At 63.0% G+C, this 17,367-nt stretch carries 18 protein-coding genes and 1 tRNA gene; 6 read left to right on the top strand and 13 right to left on the bottom strand.

Annotated features, from left to right (window positions below; translation table 11 throughout):
* Positions 1 to 10: 10 nt before the first annotated feature.
* Together M2335_RS09000 and M2335_RS08995 are read left to right on the top strand one after the other, a co-directional pair.
* Positions 11 to 2,311, top strand: a complete 2,301-nt coding sequence (locus tag M2335_RS09000) for an arylsulfatase (RefSeq protein WP_264594454.1) — start codon at positions 11 to 13, stop codon at positions 2,309 to 2,311.
* Between the two features lie 66 nt (positions 2,312 to 2,377).
* On the top strand, positions 2,378 to 3,958 hold the full coding sequence (locus tag M2335_RS08995; RefSeq protein ID WP_264594453.1) for a sulfatase: 1,581 nt from the start codon (positions 2,378 to 2,380) through the stop codon (positions 3,956 to 3,958).
* A gap of 219 nt (positions 3,959 to 4,177) precedes the next feature.
* Here M2335_RS08995 and M2335_RS08990 read toward each other — a convergent pair whose 3' ends face one another.
* From M2335_RS08990 to M2335_RS08980, 3 genes are read right to left on the bottom strand one after another with little or no spacing between them, the layout of a single operon-like run.
* Positions 4,178 to 5,053: a hypothetical protein gene (locus M2335_RS08990; protein WP_264594452.1), complete on the bottom strand. Its 876-nt coding sequence runs from the start codon at positions 5,051 to 5,053 to the stop codon at positions 4,178 to 4,180.
* Between the two features lie 27 nt (positions 5,054 to 5,080).
* The gene (locus tag M2335_RS08985; protein ID WP_264594451.1) at positions 5,081 to 5,935 is read right to left on the bottom strand and encodes a WecB/TagA/CpsF family glycosyltransferase; all 855 of its coding nucleotides are present in this window, start codon (positions 5,933 to 5,935) and stop codon (positions 5,081 to 5,083) included.
* Positions 5,932 to 7,026 carry a Gfo/Idh/MocA family protein gene (locus M2335_RS08980; RefSeq protein WP_264594450.1) on the bottom strand — a complete coding sequence of 365 codons (1,095 nt, stop codon included), beginning with the start codon at positions 7,024 to 7,026 and terminating at the stop codon, positions 5,932 to 5,934. The genes M2335_RS08985 and M2335_RS08980 overlap by 4 nt, the downstream gene beginning before the upstream one ends.
* Before the next feature lie 317 nt (positions 7,027 to 7,343).
* Between M2335_RS08980 and M2335_RS08975 the strand changes: the two genes are divergently transcribed.
* Positions 7,344 to 7,420, top strand: a tRNA-Arg gene (locus tag M2335_RS08975).
* A 14-nt stretch (positions 7,421 to 7,434) separates the two neighbouring features.
* Here the strand turns inward: M2335_RS08975 and M2335_RS08970 are convergent.
* The 4 genes from M2335_RS08970 to M2335_RS08955 form a co-directional block, all read right to left on the bottom strand.
* Positions 7,435 to 7,920 carry a DUF1178 family protein gene (locus M2335_RS08970; protein ID WP_264594449.1) on the bottom strand — a complete coding sequence of 162 codons (486 nt, stop codon included), beginning with the start codon at positions 7,918 to 7,920 and terminating at the stop codon, positions 7,435 to 7,437.
* Positions 7,917 to 8,741, bottom strand: a complete 825-nt coding sequence (locus M2335_RS08965; protein WP_264594448.1) for a carbon-nitrogen hydrolase family protein — start codon at positions 8,739 to 8,741, stop codon at positions 7,917 to 7,919. The genes M2335_RS08970 and M2335_RS08965 overlap by 4 nt, the downstream gene beginning before the upstream one ends.
* A 14-nt stretch (positions 8,742 to 8,755) precedes the next feature.
* Positions 8,756 to 9,013, bottom strand: coding sequence for a glutaredoxin 3 (grxC, locus tag M2335_RS08960; RefSeq protein ID WP_264575745.1), 258 nt, complete (start codon positions 9,011 to 9,013; stop codon positions 8,756 to 8,758).
* A gap of 61 nt (positions 9,014 to 9,074) precedes the next feature.
* Entirely contained in the window at positions 9,075 to 9,833 is a 759-nt protein-coding gene (locus M2335_RS08955; RefSeq protein ID WP_264594447.1) for a ComF family protein, read from the bottom strand.
* A gap of 43 nt (positions 9,834 to 9,876) precedes the next feature.
* Between M2335_RS08955 and M2335_RS08950 the strand changes: the two genes are divergently transcribed.
* Positions 9,877 to 10,737: a class I SAM-dependent methyltransferase gene (locus M2335_RS08950; protein ID WP_264594446.1), complete on the top strand. Its 861-nt coding sequence runs from the start codon at positions 9,877 to 9,879 to the stop codon at positions 10,735 to 10,737.
* Positions 10,738 to 10,740: 3 nt separating this feature from the next.
* On the opposite strand, the gene M2335_RS08945 is transcribed toward M2335_RS08950, so the two are convergent.
* Entirely contained in the window at positions 10,741 to 11,151 is a 411-nt protein-coding gene (locus M2335_RS08945; RefSeq protein WP_264575742.1) for a (deoxy)nucleoside triphosphate pyrophosphohydrolase, read from the bottom strand.
* Positions 11,152 to 11,240: 89 nt separating this feature from the next.
* On the opposite strand from M2335_RS08945, the gene M2335_RS08940 reads away from it, so the two are divergent.
* Positions 11,241 to 11,411, top strand: a complete 171-nt coding sequence (locus M2335_RS08940) for a Flp family type IVb pilin (RefSeq protein WP_264570342.1) — start codon at positions 11,241 to 11,243, stop codon at positions 11,409 to 11,411.
* Between the two features lie 128 nt (positions 11,412 to 11,539).
* The gene (locus M2335_RS08935) at positions 11,540 to 11,716 is read left to right on the top strand and encodes a Flp family type IVb pilin (protein WP_181559709.1); all 177 of its coding nucleotides are present in this window, start codon (positions 11,540 to 11,542) and stop codon (positions 11,714 to 11,716) included.
* Positions 11,717 to 11,814: 98 nt separating this feature from the next.
* Here the strand turns inward: M2335_RS08935 and M2335_RS08930 are convergent, their stop codons facing one another.
* The 5 genes from M2335_RS08930 to M2335_RS08910 form a co-directional block, all read right to left on the bottom strand.
* Positions 11,815 to 13,296, bottom strand: a complete 1,482-nt coding sequence (locus tag M2335_RS08930; protein ID WP_264594445.1) for a M48 family metalloprotease — start codon at positions 13,294 to 13,296, stop codon at positions 11,815 to 11,817.
* A gap of 91 nt (positions 13,297 to 13,387) precedes the next feature.
* Positions 13,388 to 14,332 (bottom strand): acetyl-CoA carboxylase carboxyltransferase subunit alpha, encoded by a 945-nt coding sequence (locus M2335_RS08925; protein ID WP_181559711.1) that lies wholly within the window; start codon positions 14,330 to 14,332, stop codon positions 13,388 to 13,390.
* 9 nt (positions 14,333 to 14,341) lie between these two features.
* Positions 14,342 to 15,271: a tyrosine recombinase gene (locus M2335_RS08920; protein WP_264594444.1), complete on the bottom strand. Its 930-nt coding sequence runs from the start codon at positions 15,269 to 15,271 to the stop codon at positions 14,342 to 14,344.
* A complete protein-coding gene (locus M2335_RS08915; protein WP_264594443.1) occupies positions 15,271 to 17,109 on the bottom strand; it encodes a hypothetical protein in 1,839 nt (612 codons plus the stop codon). The genes M2335_RS08920 and M2335_RS08915 overlap by 1 nt, the downstream gene beginning before the upstream one ends.
* Positions 17,110 to 17,118: 9 nt before the next feature.
* Positions 17,119 to 17,310 (bottom strand): hypothetical protein, encoded by a 192-nt coding sequence (locus tag M2335_RS08910; RefSeq protein WP_181559713.1) that lies wholly within the window; start codon positions 17,308 to 17,310, stop codon positions 17,119 to 17,121.
* Positions 17,311 to 17,367: the final 57 nt, after the last annotated feature.

Genomic DNA, 17,367 nt, shown 5'->3' with positions numbered 1-17,367 from the left:
AAGACCGATCATGCCCATGAAATCCCGTATCGCCCGCATCGCAGGATCGACGGCGCTCTCGCTCCTGGTTCTGGCCCACGTCGGCGCAGCGATGGCGAAAGAGCCCGCAGACCGCACACAAGCGCCGGAATGGCGCTATTATCCTAAGGCACCCACCGCCCCCAAGGGCGCGCCGAATGTGCTGCTGATCATGACCGACGATGTGGGCTTCGGGTCGGCAAGCACCTTCGGCGGCCTGATCCCGACGCCCACATTCGACGCCCTTGCCAAGCGGGGCCTGCGGTACAATGAGTTCCATACGACCGCGATGTGCTCGCCCACCCGCGCGGCTCTCCTCACCGGCCGCAATGCCCATGCCGTCGCCTCGGGCTCGATCACCAATGTCGCCATCGATGAGCCGGGCTATACCTCTGTCATGCCCAAAAGCGCGGCGACCATCGCACGCGTGCTGCGCGACAATGGCTATGACACGGCGTTCTTCGGCAAGAACCACAACACGCCGGTCTGGGAAACCGGGCCGATGGGCCCCTTCGATCGCTGGCCCAACGGGATGGGCTTCGACTATTTCTACGGCTTCAACGCTGCCGCCAGCGACCAGTTTCGCCCCGAGCTGATCGAGAACCGCAACGCCATCGAGCCTCCCAAGGATGGCGATTACATTTTCGACAAGGACATGACCAACCATCTGGTGGACTGGTTGCGGGTGAAGTGGAGCCAGAAGCCCGACAATCCCTTCTTTGTCTATCTCTCCCCCGGCACCATGCACTCGCCGCATCAGGCGCCGGCAGAATGGATCGCGCGTTTCAAGGGGCGTTTCGACATGGGCTGGGATGTCCTGCGCCAGCAGATCTTCGACCGGCAGAAGCAGTCAGGCACGATTCCGGCCAATGCGGTTCTGACGCCCCGGCCCGATGCAGTGCCTGCCTGGGACAGCCTCAGTCCGGAGGCCAAGCGGACCTACGCCCATCAAATGGAAGTGGCGGCCGCGCAGCTCGCATATTTCGATGACCAGCTTGGCCGGGTGATCCGCGAGATCGAGGCTAATGGCCAGCTCGACAACACCATGATCATCTATCTGCAGGGCGACAATGGCGCCAGCATGGATAGCCGGCGCGGCGCGGTGCAGGAGTTGCAGAGCCTGATCGGGATCGAGCCGACCGAAGCGGAACTGATCGAAACATCGGACCAGAACGGAACCCCGCATAGCTACTCGAACTACAATGCCGGCTGGGCATGGGCGCAAAATGCACCCTTCCCCTGGGGTAAGCAGATCGCCTCGCATCTCGGCGGGTTGCGCGATGGGCTGGTCATCAGCTGGCCGCAGCGCATCAAGACGACCGGGCAGGTCCGCAGCCAGTTCCACCATGTGATCGATATCGCGCCGACGATCTATGAGGCAGCCGGCGTCGTGCCGCCGACGGAAGTCGATGGCGTGACGCAGCAGCCGATCGACGGCGTCAGCATGGTCTATAGCTTTGGCAACGCGACCGCGCCCTCCACGCGCCGCGCGCAATATTTCGAGATGCTGGGCAACCGCTCCTATTACAAGGATGGCTGGCTGGCCTCGACTACGCCGCCCCGCGCGCCCTTTGACCGGTCTACCACCCCGCTGGACCCGTCGACGTTCAAATGGGAGCTCTACAACCTCACGCAGGACTATTCGCAGTCGCGCGATCTGGCCGCTCAGCATCCCCAGAAACTGGCCGAATTGCAGAAGGATTTCGAAGAAGCGGCACGCCGCTATCAGGTCAATCCGATCCAGGCCGATCTGATCGGGCGCGTGGGGGCAGGGAAGCGGCCCTCGCTCGTCGATGGTCGCAACCAGTTCACTTATTATCCGGGGCCGACCCGTTATCCGCAGGGGACGTTCCCAGCCCTCGGCATGGACTGGACCATGCGCGCCGCGATCACCACCGCGAGCACGAACGCGAAAGGGCCGATCGTGATCATCGGCGATGAGGCCGGGGGCGGGGGTCTGATCATGCAGGATGGTCGCCCCACCTATCTCTACAACCCGAGCGGGCGGGAAGCCGAACGCGTGCGGCTGGAAGGCGAGCCAGTCTCCGTCGGGCGGCATGATGTCAGCATCTTGGTCACGGCGGCACCCAAGGTCGGCCCGCGCGCCGCGACGATCGCCATGATCGTGGATGGCAAGGTGGTGCAGTCGCAGGCCGTCGCAGTCTATTACCCGCTGCGGGGCAGCGGTGTGATCGGCCGGTACAATGTCCGCACCCTGCTGGAGAACATGGCCGAGCCGGCCATGTCCGAACTCTCGATCGACCGCGTGACCTTCGAGAAATCAGCCAAGTGAACTGAGAGGGAGGGGGCGGCCAGCTGCTGCCTCCCTTGTCCTGGCCGAATCTAGGATAACAAGCGCATGAAAACATTCGTCAAAGTCTCGGCAGCCGCTTTCAGGGCCACCACAAGCGCGCTGGGCCTCTCGCTGATGCTGTGGGCACAACCCGGCGTCGCGCGAACCGAAGATGCGCCTAAGGCTCGGCCGAACATCGTCCTCGTCATCCTGGACGATGTGGGCGTTGACGCGGTGTCCGACATGTATCCTGGCATGATCGCTCGTCTCGTGGAGCAGTACGGACCCTTGGGGCTCAGTCATCCGAATTACCGCGCGATCAAGGGGCGTCCGGCCTCCACCCCCGTACTGGATCGTCTGGCGGGGGAGGGGCGCACCTTCACCAACGCCTGGGCACAGCCCTTCTGCTCACCGACCCGCGCATCCATGCTCACGGGCCTCTATGCCCACAACACGGGCCTGCGCGATTATGAGGATTGGCTGTCGCAAAAGCAGCATTCCTTCGTGGAGGATCTGCAGGCCGCCGGCTACACATCCGCGGTGTTCGGCAAATGGCACATGGCTGGCCTTAACCAATATCCCGGCATGAAGCCCAAGGAAGCCGGTTTCGCGCTGTTCGAAGGCAATCTGAACGGGGCGATCACCGATTACTGGCATCATGATTATCAAGTGCAGGATTCTGCCAGCCCTGACTCGGAATGGCGAACCGAGCCGGCGCCGGTCCGCTCGCTGCCGGGCATCGCTCCGACCAGTTTCGAGCCGGTCGTGCGGGCCGCCGATACGCTCAACTGGATCAGGCGCAACCAGGCTGAAGCGCCCGACAAGCCGTGGTTCGCCTGGCTCGCGTTCAACATGGTCCATATCACGGCAGGACCGCAACCGTCCTTCGTGCCGAACGCAGATACGCTCGATGCGAAGTCTCGCGCCGAGATTCAGGCGTGCGGCGGAAAGTTCGGCACCACCGACCTCGGCAACTGCTCCCCGCCGGCCCTGAACCGGTCCTGGGTCAATTCGACCGATACGGTCCTCGGGATATTTCTCAAGGAGCTCAAGAAGCTCAGCCCGGACACCTATGTGATCATTCTGGGCGACAATGGCACGCCCATGTATGGCCGCCCGGCGGTCGATTTCATCGACAATATGTACCTGACGGCGAAGGGCAGGGCCAAGGGCACCGGTTATGAAAGTGGGATGCGGGTTCCGCTGGTCATGCTGGGGCCGGACATCAAGCCGGGCTATAGCGATGCGCTCACGCACGTTGTCGATATCTACTCGACCGTCCTCGATCTGGCGCATGTGGCCACGCCTCAGCAGGTTCCCAATCGCGCCGGAAACATGATCCCGCTGGATTCAGTATCTCTCGCGCCTGTCCTCTTCGATGGAAAAGACAGTGTCCGGGATGAAGAGAAAGACTTCATCATATCCGAGACCGTGATCCCTCTCAAAAACAGGGAAAGGCAGGTCGCCATCCGCAACAAGCGCTATAAGCTACTGTATATCAAGTCAGAAACGGGCAATCCCTCCTGCGCGTATTACGACCTCGCGAAAGACCCGCTGGAAGAGTTTCCGATATCCAAGGCCGAGGTCGGCAGCCTGTTCGACGGAAGCATGAAGGGGCTGAACATATCCTGTGAGGGCGGATCTTGATAACTTTGGCAGGCGTGCAGGATGACAGAATTTCGTCCTGCACGTATACCGGACTTGTCCGAAACCGCGTTGAGCGAGCGGACGCCCGACACGCGGGCATGACGGAAGGGTCGGTTCAAATCATCGCGGCGCGTGTGGGGGCAGAGCGTACCAGCTCGTGAAGCGAACCCTACCGCCCTGACACAAGTTCGATAATATATATTATGTTAAATGAGGCCCTCAGGCAGGGACGCGTGCGCTATCGAATTCCTTGATAAGCCCAACAGTCTGCTCGATGTTGGCGCGACTGGATGCCCCGAACAAAATCGATTCCACATGCGGCTCGGCACAAATCCACTCTATGGCCTCTCGCGGACGAATGGCGCCTGATCCCAACACGGACATCGCAATCATTCGGGCCGGATGCTTCTCCAGCACCTCACGATAGCCATCAATTCCGCCGGACATGCGGAATCCGATCTTGTTATAGTTCGCGCAGACAATCGGATTCTCAATGCCCACGCTTTTCAGCATCGGCAAAAGCTTCGGCACATTCATGGTGATGAAGCCGGCCTCTGCATTGTAGCGGCTTTTGATGTGATCCGAGAAAACACGGAACGCGTCGGCGAAACCCAAGCCCTGGACGAGATCCGTGACGACGTTCTGGAGGAAAACGACCGGCGTGTGCAGACCACGGAACATCTTCATTTCGGCATCGACAAGCAATGTCATCATGCTCTCGATGTCCTTATTTAGCACGGCCTTGGAACCGCGCATGATCGTGTCGACCAGGCCTTCCTTGGGCAGAAATTTGAGGACGGCATCGAAATAGCCAAGCTCGGTGACCGCATTGGCATATTTGTGAGCATAAGGCATGCCTGGGTAGAAAGTGAACCCGCTCCATTTCTCCGGATTGGCCCGGACGTCATCGGCGATCTTCTCGATCTTGTCATGGGTGGTGCACATGAAGCCCCCCGCCCCGGCATGCAGCGCAATCTGCAAAACATCTACGATGGCGTCGATACTCTGAAACCGCATGGCCTGCTGACGCGCTTTCTCCTCCGACATATGATTGATGCCGAAGAACTGATTATCGCCGAAAAGGATACGTTCCATAGTTTTGTAAAACCTCGATAATCTTTGTCAGGCCCGCTCAGGGGCAGAGTCTGTTTGGGCACCGAAGCGCGGGGTCGCCGTCATTGGCGAGGGGAATCCAGGAGGGCGATAAAGGCCCAGCCAATCGGCCAGAACCAGCCAGAAGAACTCCATCGTTCGTGCATAACGCCGCCAGTAGCGCCTGGGTTCGGTGACCATGCGATAGACCCATTCCAGTCCATTGCGGTTCATCCAAGCTGGCGCCCGCTTTACTGCGTCCGCTTCATAATCGATGACCGCGCCGACCCCCATATAGACCTTCACGCCGGGCATGAGGTGACGGTGCCGATGCATCCATACCTCTTGCTTGGGAGCGCCGAGCCCCACAATCAGACAGGTCGCGCCGGAAGTGTTGATCATATCGATCACCGCAGCGCTCTCCGCCTCGTCATTGACGAAATTGAACGAGGGGCCGTGAGCGCCGACAACAATATCTCGTCCCACGAGTCCATTGACCCGTGTAAGTGCTTGCTGTGCAACCCCCGGCCGCGCGCCGAGAAAGAAGATGCGAACATCAGGATTATTGGCGTGGTGCTTGTAGTAAGCCGGAACGATATCGGAGCCTGAGGTCTTACATTTGATTTTCCGGCCAATAAGACCAAGCGCCCAGTAGACATATTTGCTGTCAGACGAGACCATCACAGCATCAGAATATGCCGCGGCAAATGCCGGATTGCGCTGAAGGTGATAGAGATGATCGGGATTGAGGGTGAAAAGCATGCCCTCATCCAGTCGATCGATGATCTCGGGGATCGTCAGGGAATCTACCCAGGCGTTGAGAAGGCGTGATTGGTGCCACGTCCCAAAGCCAGGGCGCGAGGCCAGCCGAATCTTATCGCTCATCGGCCGAGTAACCTGCCGAACACCCCGCTGGAGCGTTGCGGACGTGCCGACATCGATACGCCACTGCTGATCCCGCCGAGCGCGGCGGCGCGGATCATCTCGATCGTGGCGTCCGTTTCAGCGGCGGCAGCGAGATCGTTCTGGACGTCGACGCCGCCAGCCTTGATCGCCTTGCCGAACGCTTCAAGCTGCGCGCTATACTCCTCGCCGCGCAGGTAGAAGCTGACCGGGGCCTGCAACTCGGTGATGTATTTGACGGTCCATCCTTCCTGATAGCCGTCCGGAATGGGCGCGCCGCCCGTGAGGAACACCTGGAGTTCCTGTCGGTCGGCATAGATCTTCCCCCCCTCGCCCCAGATCGAGATGCGCGTCGTCATCTTGCGCACCGAGGGATCGGACCAATTGACGGAGAGCTGAGCGGTAGGGCCGTCGCCAAAGGTCAGGCCTGCATAGACTTCATCATCGACTTCCGCGGAAAAGCCACTCTTCAGCATGGCCCCCGTGCAGCCGGTTGGACGCCCAAAGTACCAGTTGACCAAATTGAGCGGATGCGCGGCATAATCATAGAGGCAGCCGCCGCCCTGCCCGGCCTTGCCACGCCAAGTCGGCTTTGAGGGCTTGAGCACTACCGGGCCATAGGCCTCCGCTTGAACATGGCTCACGCGGCCCAAGGCCCCGGCTTCAAGCAGTGATTTGATCTGATTGAAAGTGCCGATGAAGCGATTGTGATAGCCGACCTGCGCGACGAGCCCGCGAGATTGAGCAAGCTGGGCGAGAGCTTCGCTCTCTACCGCAGAAAGCGTCAAAGGCTTCTCGCAAAAGACATGCAGCCCCTTCTCCAAGGCGGCCCGGACCATGGGGGCATGCGTGGTCGTGGGAGTGGCAATGATCACCGCGTCCAAGCCGGGTTGCGAAATCACGTCGTCATAACTGGCCACATAGGAGAGCTTGCCGTACTTCTCGATAACCTGCCCAACCAGAGCGGTGGAATCGCAGATTGCGGCGACCTCGAAATCCTCCAACGCATTGACGATGCCAAGATGCGATATGCCCATCTTGCCCAAACCAACGACCGCAACACGAATTGCCAAGACCTACCTCCGAACTGTGCGCCGGGCCTATGGCATCCGGGCATAACGCTAGTCAATTCAACAGCCCGGCAGGAGAAAACTGCAGCCGAAGGCTATAAACGCCCCGTTTTGCGCCGCTTTGGCGACACAAATGGAGCGCTGCTTGTCCTCTCCGATTAGTCGATGCGTGCTTACATCCAGTTAAAGCCGCTGCATTTCGCTCGTGAACGCGCGATAAAGATAACGGTGCCCACCACGACAAGAAGTTTTGTGCTGGGCGTGCGCGTCTGCCTGCCGTGATTGACCCATATGCTTCCGCGCAATAAAGCCATGCCTGCGCGCCCGTAGCTCAGCAGGATAGAGCATCAGATTCCTAATCTGGGGGCCACAGGTTCGAATCCTGTCGGGCGCACCACCCTCCAGCGCCGATCAGTTGACCTGATCGGGCGGGGCGATCGGAATCAGCAAGGGGGCGACGGGCAGCCCCTCTTCCAGCATCTCGCGGGTTTCCCTGACGTTGGCCGTCCCATGGATCAAGCGGCTCTCCGTTTCGCCATAATGCATCGCGCGGGCCTTGTCCGCAAAACGTTCGCCAACCCATTCAGATTGGCCGATCATTTCTGATTGAGCTTGAGCCAGCTCTGTCATCAACGCACCGATCCGCTCGGCATCCGCCTTGGACATAACTGGAATGGCACCCGCGCCCCCCGGCATGGCGAGATCGGTGCGACTCGATGTTCTCTGGTTACCCTTGGCCGCCACGGCGGGAGCCATCACCGCTTTTTCGATCCTGTCATCCCCGCAGGTGGGACACAGCAACAGCCCCCCTCCCCGCTGGGTTTCGTAGTCTGCGGATGACCGGAACCACACTTCGAAGACATGATGGTGGCCGCATTTGAGATCGAAGGAAATCACGACAAAACAACGTCCTGAATAGACTTTCTATGAGCCAGTACCGGGATTTTCGAGCGGACCTCGGCAATGCGATCAAGGTCAAGGTCCGCGAAATACAGCCCCGGCGCCTCCCCCGCATCGAGCAGTACTGTGCCCCAAGGGTCGATGACCAGACTGTGCCCGTAGGTCCGCCGACCATCCTCATGCAGCCCGCATTGGGCGCTCGCAATTACGAAGGCGGCGGATTCTATAGCGCGGGCACGCAGCAGCACATGCCAGTGCGCCTCGCCCGTCGGCACGGTGAAGGCGGCGGGCACGGAGATGATGTCCGCCCCGGCATTGCTCAGCGCACGGAAAAGGTCAGGAAAGCGCAGGTCGTAACAGATCGTGAGGCCGATCCCGCCCCACGGCGTTTGCACCAGAACCGCCTCGTGGCCGCTCTGGTACACTCTGGACTCGCGCCAGCGCTCGCCGCTCGGCAGATCAACGTCGAACAGGTGGATCTTGTCATAGCGCGCGCGGATCTCGCCGGCGGCGTCGATGACAAAGCCGCGGTTGAAACGTTTGCCGGTTTCCGGCTCGCGCAGAGCCAGCGATCCGAGATGCACCCACAAGCCCGAAGCCTGCGCGGCCTCACGGACGGCGCGGAGCGTCTCATCCTCATCCTCAGTCGCCAGCGCGGCTTCTGATCGGGCGCGATCCTGATCAAGCAGGCCACTCATTTCAGGTGTGAAAAGCATCGCAGCGCCATCAGCCGCAGCGTCCTGCACCGCCGTGACCAGCGTCTCCCGATTGCGGACCGGATCGATGCCGGCATTCATCTGCAAAATGGCAACGCGCACGGCGATAGCATGGGTCAGGCGTTCAGCAACGAGTCGAGCTTGCCGCTCCGTTCGAGCGCCATCAGATCGTCGCTGCCGCCAATATGCTGGCCGTCGATGAAGATTTGCGGAAAAGTGGCGCGGCCATTGGCGCGCTCGATCATCTCGGCGCGCTTCTCGCCGCCCATGGTCAGATCATATTCCTCGAAGTCGACGCCTTTCTCTCGCAGCAGCGCCGTGGCTCGTGCGCAATATCCGCAAAAGGCCCGCGTGTAGATCTCGACATGCGCCATGCGTGGCTGTTTCCCTTGTGATAAGTCTCAAGACCGGATGTCGTGCGCATGGAAACGAATGTCAATGTTCGCCCATGCCCACCCGGGTCCAGCACAGCACCTCAATCCGCCGCGCGCCCGCAGACCGCAGCACGCGCGCGCAGGCGCTCGCGGTGGCGCCGGTCGTCCAGATATCGTCGATCAGGATCACATGGCGGCCCGCCAAACGCGCGGCCGCTCCGGGGGCGAGCGCGAAGGCGCCCTTCACGATCTTTTGTCGCTCCCGCCGGCTCAGCATATGGAGTGGCGGCGTCGCCTTCACGCGGCGCAAAAGCTCCGGCTCCAGCACGCCGCCAGTCCGGCGGGCAATATGGCGGCCAATCAGCGCGGACTGATTGAACCCACGGGACCAGAGTCGCCAGCGATGCAGCGGGACCGGCAGGAAAAGAGGGGGATCGGCTGATCCTGCGGCTTCTTCCAGCACGACCAGTCGCGTCATATGCTCTGCCATGACCCGCGCGAGGCTGAGCCGCCGCCCGTATTTCAGGCGATGGGCCACGGTTCGTGCAATCTCGCCATAGGTCATGACGGCGCGCGCGCGATCATAGGGCGGCGGCTCGGATAGGCAGGCCCCGCACGTCATATCCCCGCCGAGCGGGCTTGGTAGGTCGACGCCGCATGTCGCGCAGATCGGCTCGCCGATAAAATCGATGGACAGCCAACAGTCCGTGCAGAACGTCCCCACCGCGCCGACCACGACGCCGCAGCCGGGGCATCGCGGCGGCAGCGCATAATCGAGCAGAGGCGCGAGTGCGGCCTGCAAAATCGTCCGAACGGCCATAAGCGGCTTGTTCCACGCAGCGGGAGTCGGCACAAGCCCGGCCATGACTGTCCCGGTGATCTTCAACGAGGCTTTGCGGGCCCAGCGCCGCGACCGCGCCGCTGGCAATTTCGCAGCGCATGACTTTTTGTACGCCGCGATGGCCGACGCCATGCTGGAACGACTGGATGACGTGACGCGTGCCTTTGGGGACGCACTCGTCATCGGATGCCCGGATCGCCGCCTGATCGATGCCCTCGCCGCCCGGGGTTGCTCGGTAACGGCGGCCGATCCCGGCGCGCGGTTCGCGCAGGCCTGCGGCGGCGACATTATTCGAGAGGATGCCCTCCCCTACCCGCCGGAAAGCTTCGACCTCATCCTGTGCTGCGGCACGCTCGATACGATCAACGACCTGCCGGGCGCCCTGATTGCCCTGCGCCGCGCGTTGCGGCCCGACGGTTTGCTCCTCCTGACGATGATCGGCGCGGGATCGCTGGCGCGGCTCAAGGCGGCCCTGCTGGCGGCCGACGGGGAGCGGCCCGCCCAGCGCATTCATCCGCAGATCGACGTCCGCGCGCTCGGCGATCTGCTCGCCCGTGCCGGCTTCACCATGCCGGTGGCGGATGGCGACAGTCTGGACGTGCGCTATGGCTCGATCTTCAGCCTTATGGCAGATCTGCGCGGCATGGGCGCGGCGCAGTGCCTCGCCTCGCCGCCGCCGCCGCTGACGCGCGCAGGGCTATCGCTGGCAGCGGCGCACTTCGCGCAGGCCGCTGACCCGGATGGGCGGACGCGGGAACGCTTCGTAGTCCTGCATGGCAGCGGATGGGCGCCCGATCCCGACCAGCCTCGCCCTGCAAGGCGTGGCAGCGCCACGGTGTCGCTGGCGGAGGCTTTGCGCCCCTCCCGCGCCACCGAGACTTAGGCGCTAGAGCAGCGCGTCCAGCATCGCTACGAGCGGGGCGTCGGCGGGGGGCATGTCGAGCGCGAACAACTGGTGGGTGTGGAGCCAGCGGCTGTCCGGCGCTTCTGTCGGCTGAACAACGCCCTGCCATTTGCGGCAGACGTACAGCAGAAGCAGTAGCGGTCGCTCCCCGATCATGCCTGTCGCGAAGCTCGCCGGCGCGAGGCAAGCGGTTTCGGTCTCGATCGTGAGTTCTTCGCGCAGCTCGCGGATCAGCGCTGCTTCGGGGGTTTCATCGGGCTCGACCTTGCCGCCGGGAAACTCCCACAAGCCGCCCATCGCCTTGTCGTGCGGACGCTGCTGCACGAACACCCGGCCTTGCGCATCCACCAGCGCCGCGGCGACGACGACCAGCGGCGGTTTGCTTTGGTTCATTCCGGTCATGCTCGGGCGATCATCCTGCAAATTGTTAACGGCTTGCGCTTTACACCGCGTTGGACCGACATCTGCTTCAGGAAACCCTCGTGCGGGCCTTCATCCACAGCCTTCTCGCATCCCAAAAAGGCGCCACCGCCGTCGAATATGGTTTGATCCTCTCCCTGATCGTGCTGGCGCTCGTCACAGGGGTATCGCACCTTGGTTCATCGACGACCCGCACCTGGAATGAAGTGTCGAACGAAGTGACCAGCCATTAACCACCATTTTTTTACAACTCGGCCCCAGATTAGGAATTTGGAAATCAATCGGCCGTATCGATAGCCTGCTTGCTGACCCCATTCAGTGGCCGGGTGTGATTGATACCAAGGAATTGAGGAGACATCCTATGAAGACCCTTCGCAAGTTGTTCAAGAACGACAAGGGCGCGACCGCCATCGAATATGGCCTGATCGCAGCCCTGATCGCCGTCGCCGCCATCGCCGGCATGAGCGCCATTGGCGGAAGCCTCGGCAACACGTTCAACAACGTGTCGGACGAGCTTGAGACGCCAGCCGCATCCTGACGAGTTATCAGTTTACTGAGGCTGTTTCGACGACTCCCTCATAAGAACGGGTGGCGACCTCGCGGTTGCCACCCGTTTTTGTTTATTCAAACGAGCGCTCAGTAGGTCACGATCTTGACCCGACTGCCTGCGGCCAAAGCGGTGTTGGACGACAATCCGTTCAGCACCAGGAACCGCTCGACCCTGTAATCGTCGAACTCCATGCGGCTGGAGAGTGCCTGGACGGTATCGCCCTGACGCACCGTCACCAGTTGCAAGCGACGCGGTTTGATCGCCGCCGCCTCCTTGTCCGTCATGCGCGTCACGGAGTTGATCAGCGTGGAGAGCGATCCAAGGCCGCGGCCGGCCGGCGTGACCGTGATGAAATGATAGGCCGTGGACGGGCCGAACTGATAGGCAACCACCGTCACGTCGAGCCGTGTCCCCTGGCTGTTGGCCATGCTGGCCGAGCCCGACGCGACCGGCAGGCCGTTGATGGTGGTGCGCTGGACGCGGATGTCCGGCGCCTGTCCCTGCCCTGCCAGCTGATTGAAGACCGACTGGACGTAGCCGTCGAGATTGCCATTGAACTGCACCATCGAGAATTGCGCCTGACCGGATTGGCCGACTACGGCCACGGCGCTGGCGCCGTTCTGGATCGAGAAGCCCTGCGGCGCCGTGAACTTGAGCTTCATCACCGGATGCAGGAACTGATTGCCCTGCACAATCCCATCCTTGGGATCGTCGCCGTAGATCATGCCGCCCAGCTGATTGAGGAATACGTCGCGGTTGCGCAGCGTGTTGGTGGAGCGGGTCGCCTGCGCATTGGTGAGCGCGCGGCGAACGCGGGAGGCGGGATCGGGGTGTGTGCTGGCCCATTCGGGCACCGCCGTGCCCTGACCGCGCACCTGCCCATCGAGCGTGTTCTGCGCGGCCAGCGAGGCGAGCATGGAGGACAGCGCCTTGGGGTCGTAGCCCGCGCTCGCGAGATATCGGATTCCCAGATCGTCCGCTTCATATTCCTGCGAGCGGGAGAATTTGAGGGTCAGCAATTGCGTGCCCGTACCGATGCCGCGTTGCAGGAGCTGGCCCAGCCCGGAGTCGCCCGCGACAGCGCCAACCAGCACCTGCCCCAGCACGCCGAGGATCGAGTTGCGGGTGGCTGCGCTTTGGCGGCGCTGGCCGTGCTGGGCTGCGACGTGGCCGACTTCGTGGCCAAGGACGCCCGCCAGCTCGGCTTCGTCATTCATGAGTGCCAGCAACTGGCGAGTTACATAGACATAGCCGCCGGGGATCGCGAACGCGTTGTTCACTGATGAATTGAGCAGGCTAATCGTGAAATCATTCTGCTGGTTCGACAGGCTCGACTGCACTGCGATGCGTTTGCCGACGCTGGTCACATAGGTGGCCTGCGGACCATTATAGACGCCGCCGAATTCCGCCAGAAGCTCCGGGTGTGCCTTGGCGCCCTGCTGGCGCTCGGACTGGCTCATCGAGGTCGCCGTGCGGATACCCCCCTGCTGTGCCTCGCTCGATTGCGTGGTTGCGCAGCCTGCCACGAGGGCGCCGCTCAACCACAGCATCAGATATTTGCGGCCCATGGCCTCCCCTTCTCATTCAGGTCTATTTTGCGACGAACCGAAAATAGACAGACGTTGAGGGAATGCAAATCGCCTTGGGCTGTTCCCGTTGTCAGGCACCCATGGCCAGAAACTTCTGCGCTCGCTGCGTGCGCAGCGCATTCGAATCTTCGCTGGCGAGGGCACCAAGCTCTTCCAGAATTGCGCCCTTGAGGCTCCCGATGGCCGAGTCGGGCGCCCGATGAGCACCGCCCACCGGCTCCGGAACGATCCGGTCGATCACCCCCAGGCTGGCGAGCTGCTGCGCGGTGACCTGCATGGCTTGCGCCGCGTCCGCCGCCTTGTCGGCAGTCCGCCAGAGGATGGAGGCACAACCCTCAGGCGAGATCACAGAATAGATCGCATGTTCGAACATCAGCACGCGATTGGCAGACGCCAGCGCCACGGCGCCGCCCGATCCGCCTTCGCCCACCACGGCCGCGACCAGCGGCACGCCGAGGGTGAGGCAAGCCTCGGTCGCACGCGCGATCGCCTCCGCCTGGCCCCGCTCTTCGGCCTGCACGCCGGGGAAGGCGCCTGAGGTGTCGACCAGCGTTACCACGGGCAGGCCAAAACGATCGGCCAGCTGCATCAGCCGGATCGCCTTGCGATAACCATCCGGCATGCCCATGCCGAAATTATGCTTTACCCGGCTAGCGGTATCATTGCCCTTCTCATGGCCGATCAGCATCACCTTGCGGCCCTCGATGGTCGCAAAGCCGCCCTGAATGGCCTGATCGTCGGCAAAGGCGCGGTCGCCAGCCAGCGGCATAAAGTCGCTGCACATGCCCTCGACGAAATCGCGGAAGTGCGGCCGCTGGGCATGGCGCGCGACCTGCGTCTTCTGCCAGGGCGTCAACCGCGCGTAGAGGTCCCCGAGCATCGCCGTCGAGCGCTGCTGCAGCTTTTCGACCTCCGCATCGATATCGATGGAATCATTGTCCGCCGTCTCGCGCAATTCGTCGATCCGGGCCTGGAGTGCCGCTACCGGCTTCTCAAAGTCGAGATAACTGATCATGCTCGCGCGCTATACGCCGCGTCGCTTGAGGTCAACGAGCGGATGGCGTGCGTTAACGAGGGCGACCAGTCGAGCCGCGTCGACATGGGTGTAAATCTGCGTCGTGGCGATGTCGGCATGGCCCAGCATCGCCTGCAATGCGCGCAGGTCCGCGCCTCCTTCCAGCAGATGGGTCGCGAAGGCATGACGCAGGACATGCGGGCTGACTCGCCCCGGATCGATGCCCGCCTCGGCGGCCAAAGCGCGCACCAGCTGGAAGAGGCGCACCCGGCTCAAATAGGATTTGCCTGATGGGAAGAGCCAGGCACTGTCCTCCGGCACATGCGCCCGCCAAGCGGCCACGGCCGCGCGCGCCCGGTCGGAGATCGGCACGAGCCGCTCGCGCCCGCCCTTACCCCGCAGGATGAGAAAGGGGCGATCGGTCGCCATGGCCTTGGCGGGCAACGAAACCAGTTCGGTCGCACGCAGCCCGGAACCGTAGAGCAACTCGATCAGCGCCGCGAGCCGTAGGTCGAGCGGATTGACCGGCACGCGCGCAATCCGTTCGGCGATGACCGCAAAAATCGCATCGACATCCTGATGAGACAGTATTTTGGGGAGCGGACGCTGCAGGCTGGGCCTTGCCAGACTCGCGGCGGGATTGTCAGCCCGGACCGCCTCTGCCTCCAGAAAAGCGAAGAAACCTCGTAGCGCCGAAAGTTTGCGCGCGACCGTCGATGTCGCGAGATCTCGCCATGATGCAGCCAGCGAGGTGAGCCGGGTAGCGTCCGCATGTGCCAACCCCTGGCAGCGCACCGCAGCGTCTTCGAGATCGGTTCGATAGGCAAGCAATGTGTTGCGCGAGGCGCCACGCTCGGCCGCCATCATGGTGAGATAGCGGCTGATCAGCGTGGCATCGCGCGAACCGACGATCGACTCGCGCTCGTCCGCACCGGTCATCAGAGCCGGGCCATCGCCTCGGCGCCGATCATCCGCGCATAAGCCTCAAGACCGACAGCGTTCAGGCTCGATATGATGTAATAGAGTTGCTCGGGCGTCATGTTGCGCCAGTTGAGGCTCTGCATCCCGACGCCCGCCAGCAGCGCTACCGTGCCCTGCTCCCGGCGTGCCGCCGCCGCAACGATTGCCCGGACCCATGGACGCCGCGAGGACATGTTGATCCCGGCATCCTGCAAAAGCTGCGCCCGCTCGCCAGCAGGCAGTCGATTGAGCCCACCCAGCACGGCGACAAGGCTATGACCACGCAACTTGTCTTCTGCCTCATCGGCGTCGACAAAAGCGGCGATACGATTTGCGGACAGGTCCACCGCTGCATCGGGCAGGCCGGTCGCCAACAGGGCCCAGCTGCGTTGCTGCGCATCGCCATCCAGCTCCTCGAGCACGCTGCGCCAGCGCGCCGCGCTGCGATCATAGCCGCCCGCAAGCATGGCAGCGATCAGCCAGGGCGTATCCTCGCCTGCTTCGGCGTAGACCGGCAGCGCCGCAGCCGCGCGCGCGACAGCGGGCAAAGCGCCATAGTAAACGCCGCCCGGCCCGGCACTCCAGCCACCTGACGGCTGGGCCTGCCAGAAATCGCGCATCGCGGAAATTCGCGTGCCGGTATCGCCCAAGCCATAGGCCGTCCGCAACCAGTCGACGCGATCATTCGCGGTAGCCTCGGCGGACTCGTCCTCTGCCAAGGCAGCGAAGAAGCCCAATGTTGCGGCGCCTGAGAAAACGCCCAGCTGTGAGGCGACTCCTACGCCGGCCAAACGATCCATCGGCGACAGATTGGCCGCGCGAGCCTGCCAGGCGAGCACCTGCGGCCCGGCTGTCTGGAACAGCGCTGGCGGAATGGCGACATTGGTTGCCGTCGCCAAGCCATAGCGCCATGTCGTAAGCTGGCTCACGCCATCCCACTCGATCTTCACCGAACGGCGGCTGTTCGGCCCGGCGCCGACCACTTTTTCGGCAAGCCGGTAATCGATGCCACGCGCGATGCCGCGCCGCTGCGCCTGGCTGAGCAATGCGCTTGCCGTGCCCTGATCCGCCGAGAAGGACGCGCAGATGGCCTGCGCCATGAACCAGCCCGGCTCGTCGCTCATGTCCCGCGCGCGCGGCAGCTGCGGGCAGAAGCCGGCGGGATCGGCGGTAGCGAGTTGCACCTGCATCGCCACGGAATAGAGCCGGCGGCTATACTGATCGGCATCGACCTGCTGGATCAGCAGGCGCGCATTATCCGCCTCGCCCATGCGCAGCAGCAGCCATGCGCGCTCGGCTGCCCAGTCCGCGCCGTTGATATCCGACGGCGTGGCGAGCTGGGAGAGCAACGCCCGGCGCATCAAAATGCTCGCCCAGCGGGACATGACCGGCGCGCGCATCGTGCGCATTACGCCGGCAAGGGCCTGCCCATTGCGTTGCCCGAAGGCACTCTCGCCCAGGCCGCCCTGCGCCACCTTGAGCGGGCCGATCCGGTCCAGAGACCGGCGCGCGGACGGCGGCAGATCGTATTTCTCGGCGATTTCGTCCGCTGCCGTCTCGTTCACCGCCTCGTCGGCCGCCATGGCATTGGCGGCGCGGTCGACGACAGCGCCGGGCGGCAGCAGCGGCGTTGGCGCGGGCGCGGCCGGCCGCGCGGGCTGCGGTGTCGCCGGCTGCGGCCCGCTGGGCGACGGCGTCGGCGCGGCATCGCCAAATCCGGGCGGCAGCAGCGATTCAGGGCCGCTCTGCGCCAGCACGGGAATGCTGAGCGCCAGCGCGCTCAAACCCGCCAGCAAGCCAATCTGTCTGCCTCGCACTGCCCTGCCCTAACCGGCAAGTTGCTCGGCGGAAACCGGCAGCTCGATCTCGGTGACGGGTCGTTCGGCGCCGTTCCACCAGGAGAGCACGAGGAGCAGCACGATGACGACCAACAGAATGACGCCGATCAGCGACAGCGGATTACGCGGACGGCGTGAGCGATAGGACTGTTGATAAGGGTCGCGGCGGCTGAGTTTCATGATGGGGGATCGGGCCTTACCGTTGCAGTGACATATGCCTGATGGCGTTCGAACGCC

Source organism: Sphingobium sp. B12D2B, assembly GCF_025961775.1.
Classification (GTDB): domain Bacteria; phylum Pseudomonadota; class Alphaproteobacteria; order Sphingomonadales; family Sphingomonadaceae; genus Sphingobium.
Note: the sequence above shows the minus strand (reverse complement) of the source record. Positions and strands in the feature narration are given on the sequence as shown.

Coding starts and splice junctions, on each gene's coding strand:
- grxC (WP_264575745.1), bottom strand. CDS start 9,013: ATGGCGCATGTCGAGATCTACACGCGGGCCTTTTGCGGATATTGCGCA.
- M2335_RS08910 (WP_181559713.1), bottom strand. CDS start 17,310: ATGAAACTCAGCCGCCGCGACCCTTATCAACAGTCCTATCGCTCACGC.
- M2335_RS08990 (WP_264594452.1), bottom strand. CDS start 5,053: ATGGAACGTATCCTTTTCGGCGATAATCAGTTCTTCGGCATCAATCAT.
- M2335_RS08955 (WP_264594447.1), bottom strand. CDS start 9,833: ATGGCCGTTCGGACGATTTTGCAGGCCGCACTCGCGCCTCTGCTCGAT.
- M2335_RS08930 (WP_264594445.1), bottom strand. CDS start 13,296: ATGGGCCGCAAATATCTGATGCTGTGGTTGAGCGGCGCCCTCGTGGCA.
- M2335_RS08935 (WP_181559709.1), top strand. CDS start 11,540: ATGAAGACCCTTCGCAAGTTGTTCAAGAACGACAAGGGCGCGACCGCC.
- M2335_RS08950 (WP_264594446.1), top strand. CDS start 9,877: ATGACTGTCCCGGTGATCTTCAACGAGGCTTTGCGGGCCCAGCGCCGC.
- M2335_RS08920 (WP_264594444.1), bottom strand. CDS start 15,271: ATGACCGGTGCGGACGAGCGCGAGTCGATCGTCGGTTCGCGCGATGCC.
- M2335_RS08985 (WP_264594451.1), bottom strand. CDS start 5,935: ATGAGCGATAAGATTCGGCTGGCCTCGCGCCCTGGCTTTGGGACGTGG.
- M2335_RS08995 (WP_264594453.1), top strand. CDS start 2,378: ATGAAAACATTCGTCAAAGTCTCGGCAGCCGCTTTCAGGGCCACCACA.
- M2335_RS08925 (WP_181559711.1), bottom strand. CDS start 14,332: ATGATCAGTTATCTCGACTTTGAGAAGCCGGTAGCGGCACTCCAGGCC.
- M2335_RS09000 (WP_264594454.1), top strand. CDS start 11: ATGCCCATGAAATCCCGTATCGCCCGCATCGCAGGATCGACGGCGCTC.
- M2335_RS08945 (WP_264575742.1), bottom strand. CDS start 11,151: ATGAACCAAAGCAAACCGCCGCTGGTCGTCGTCGCCGCGGCGCTGGTG.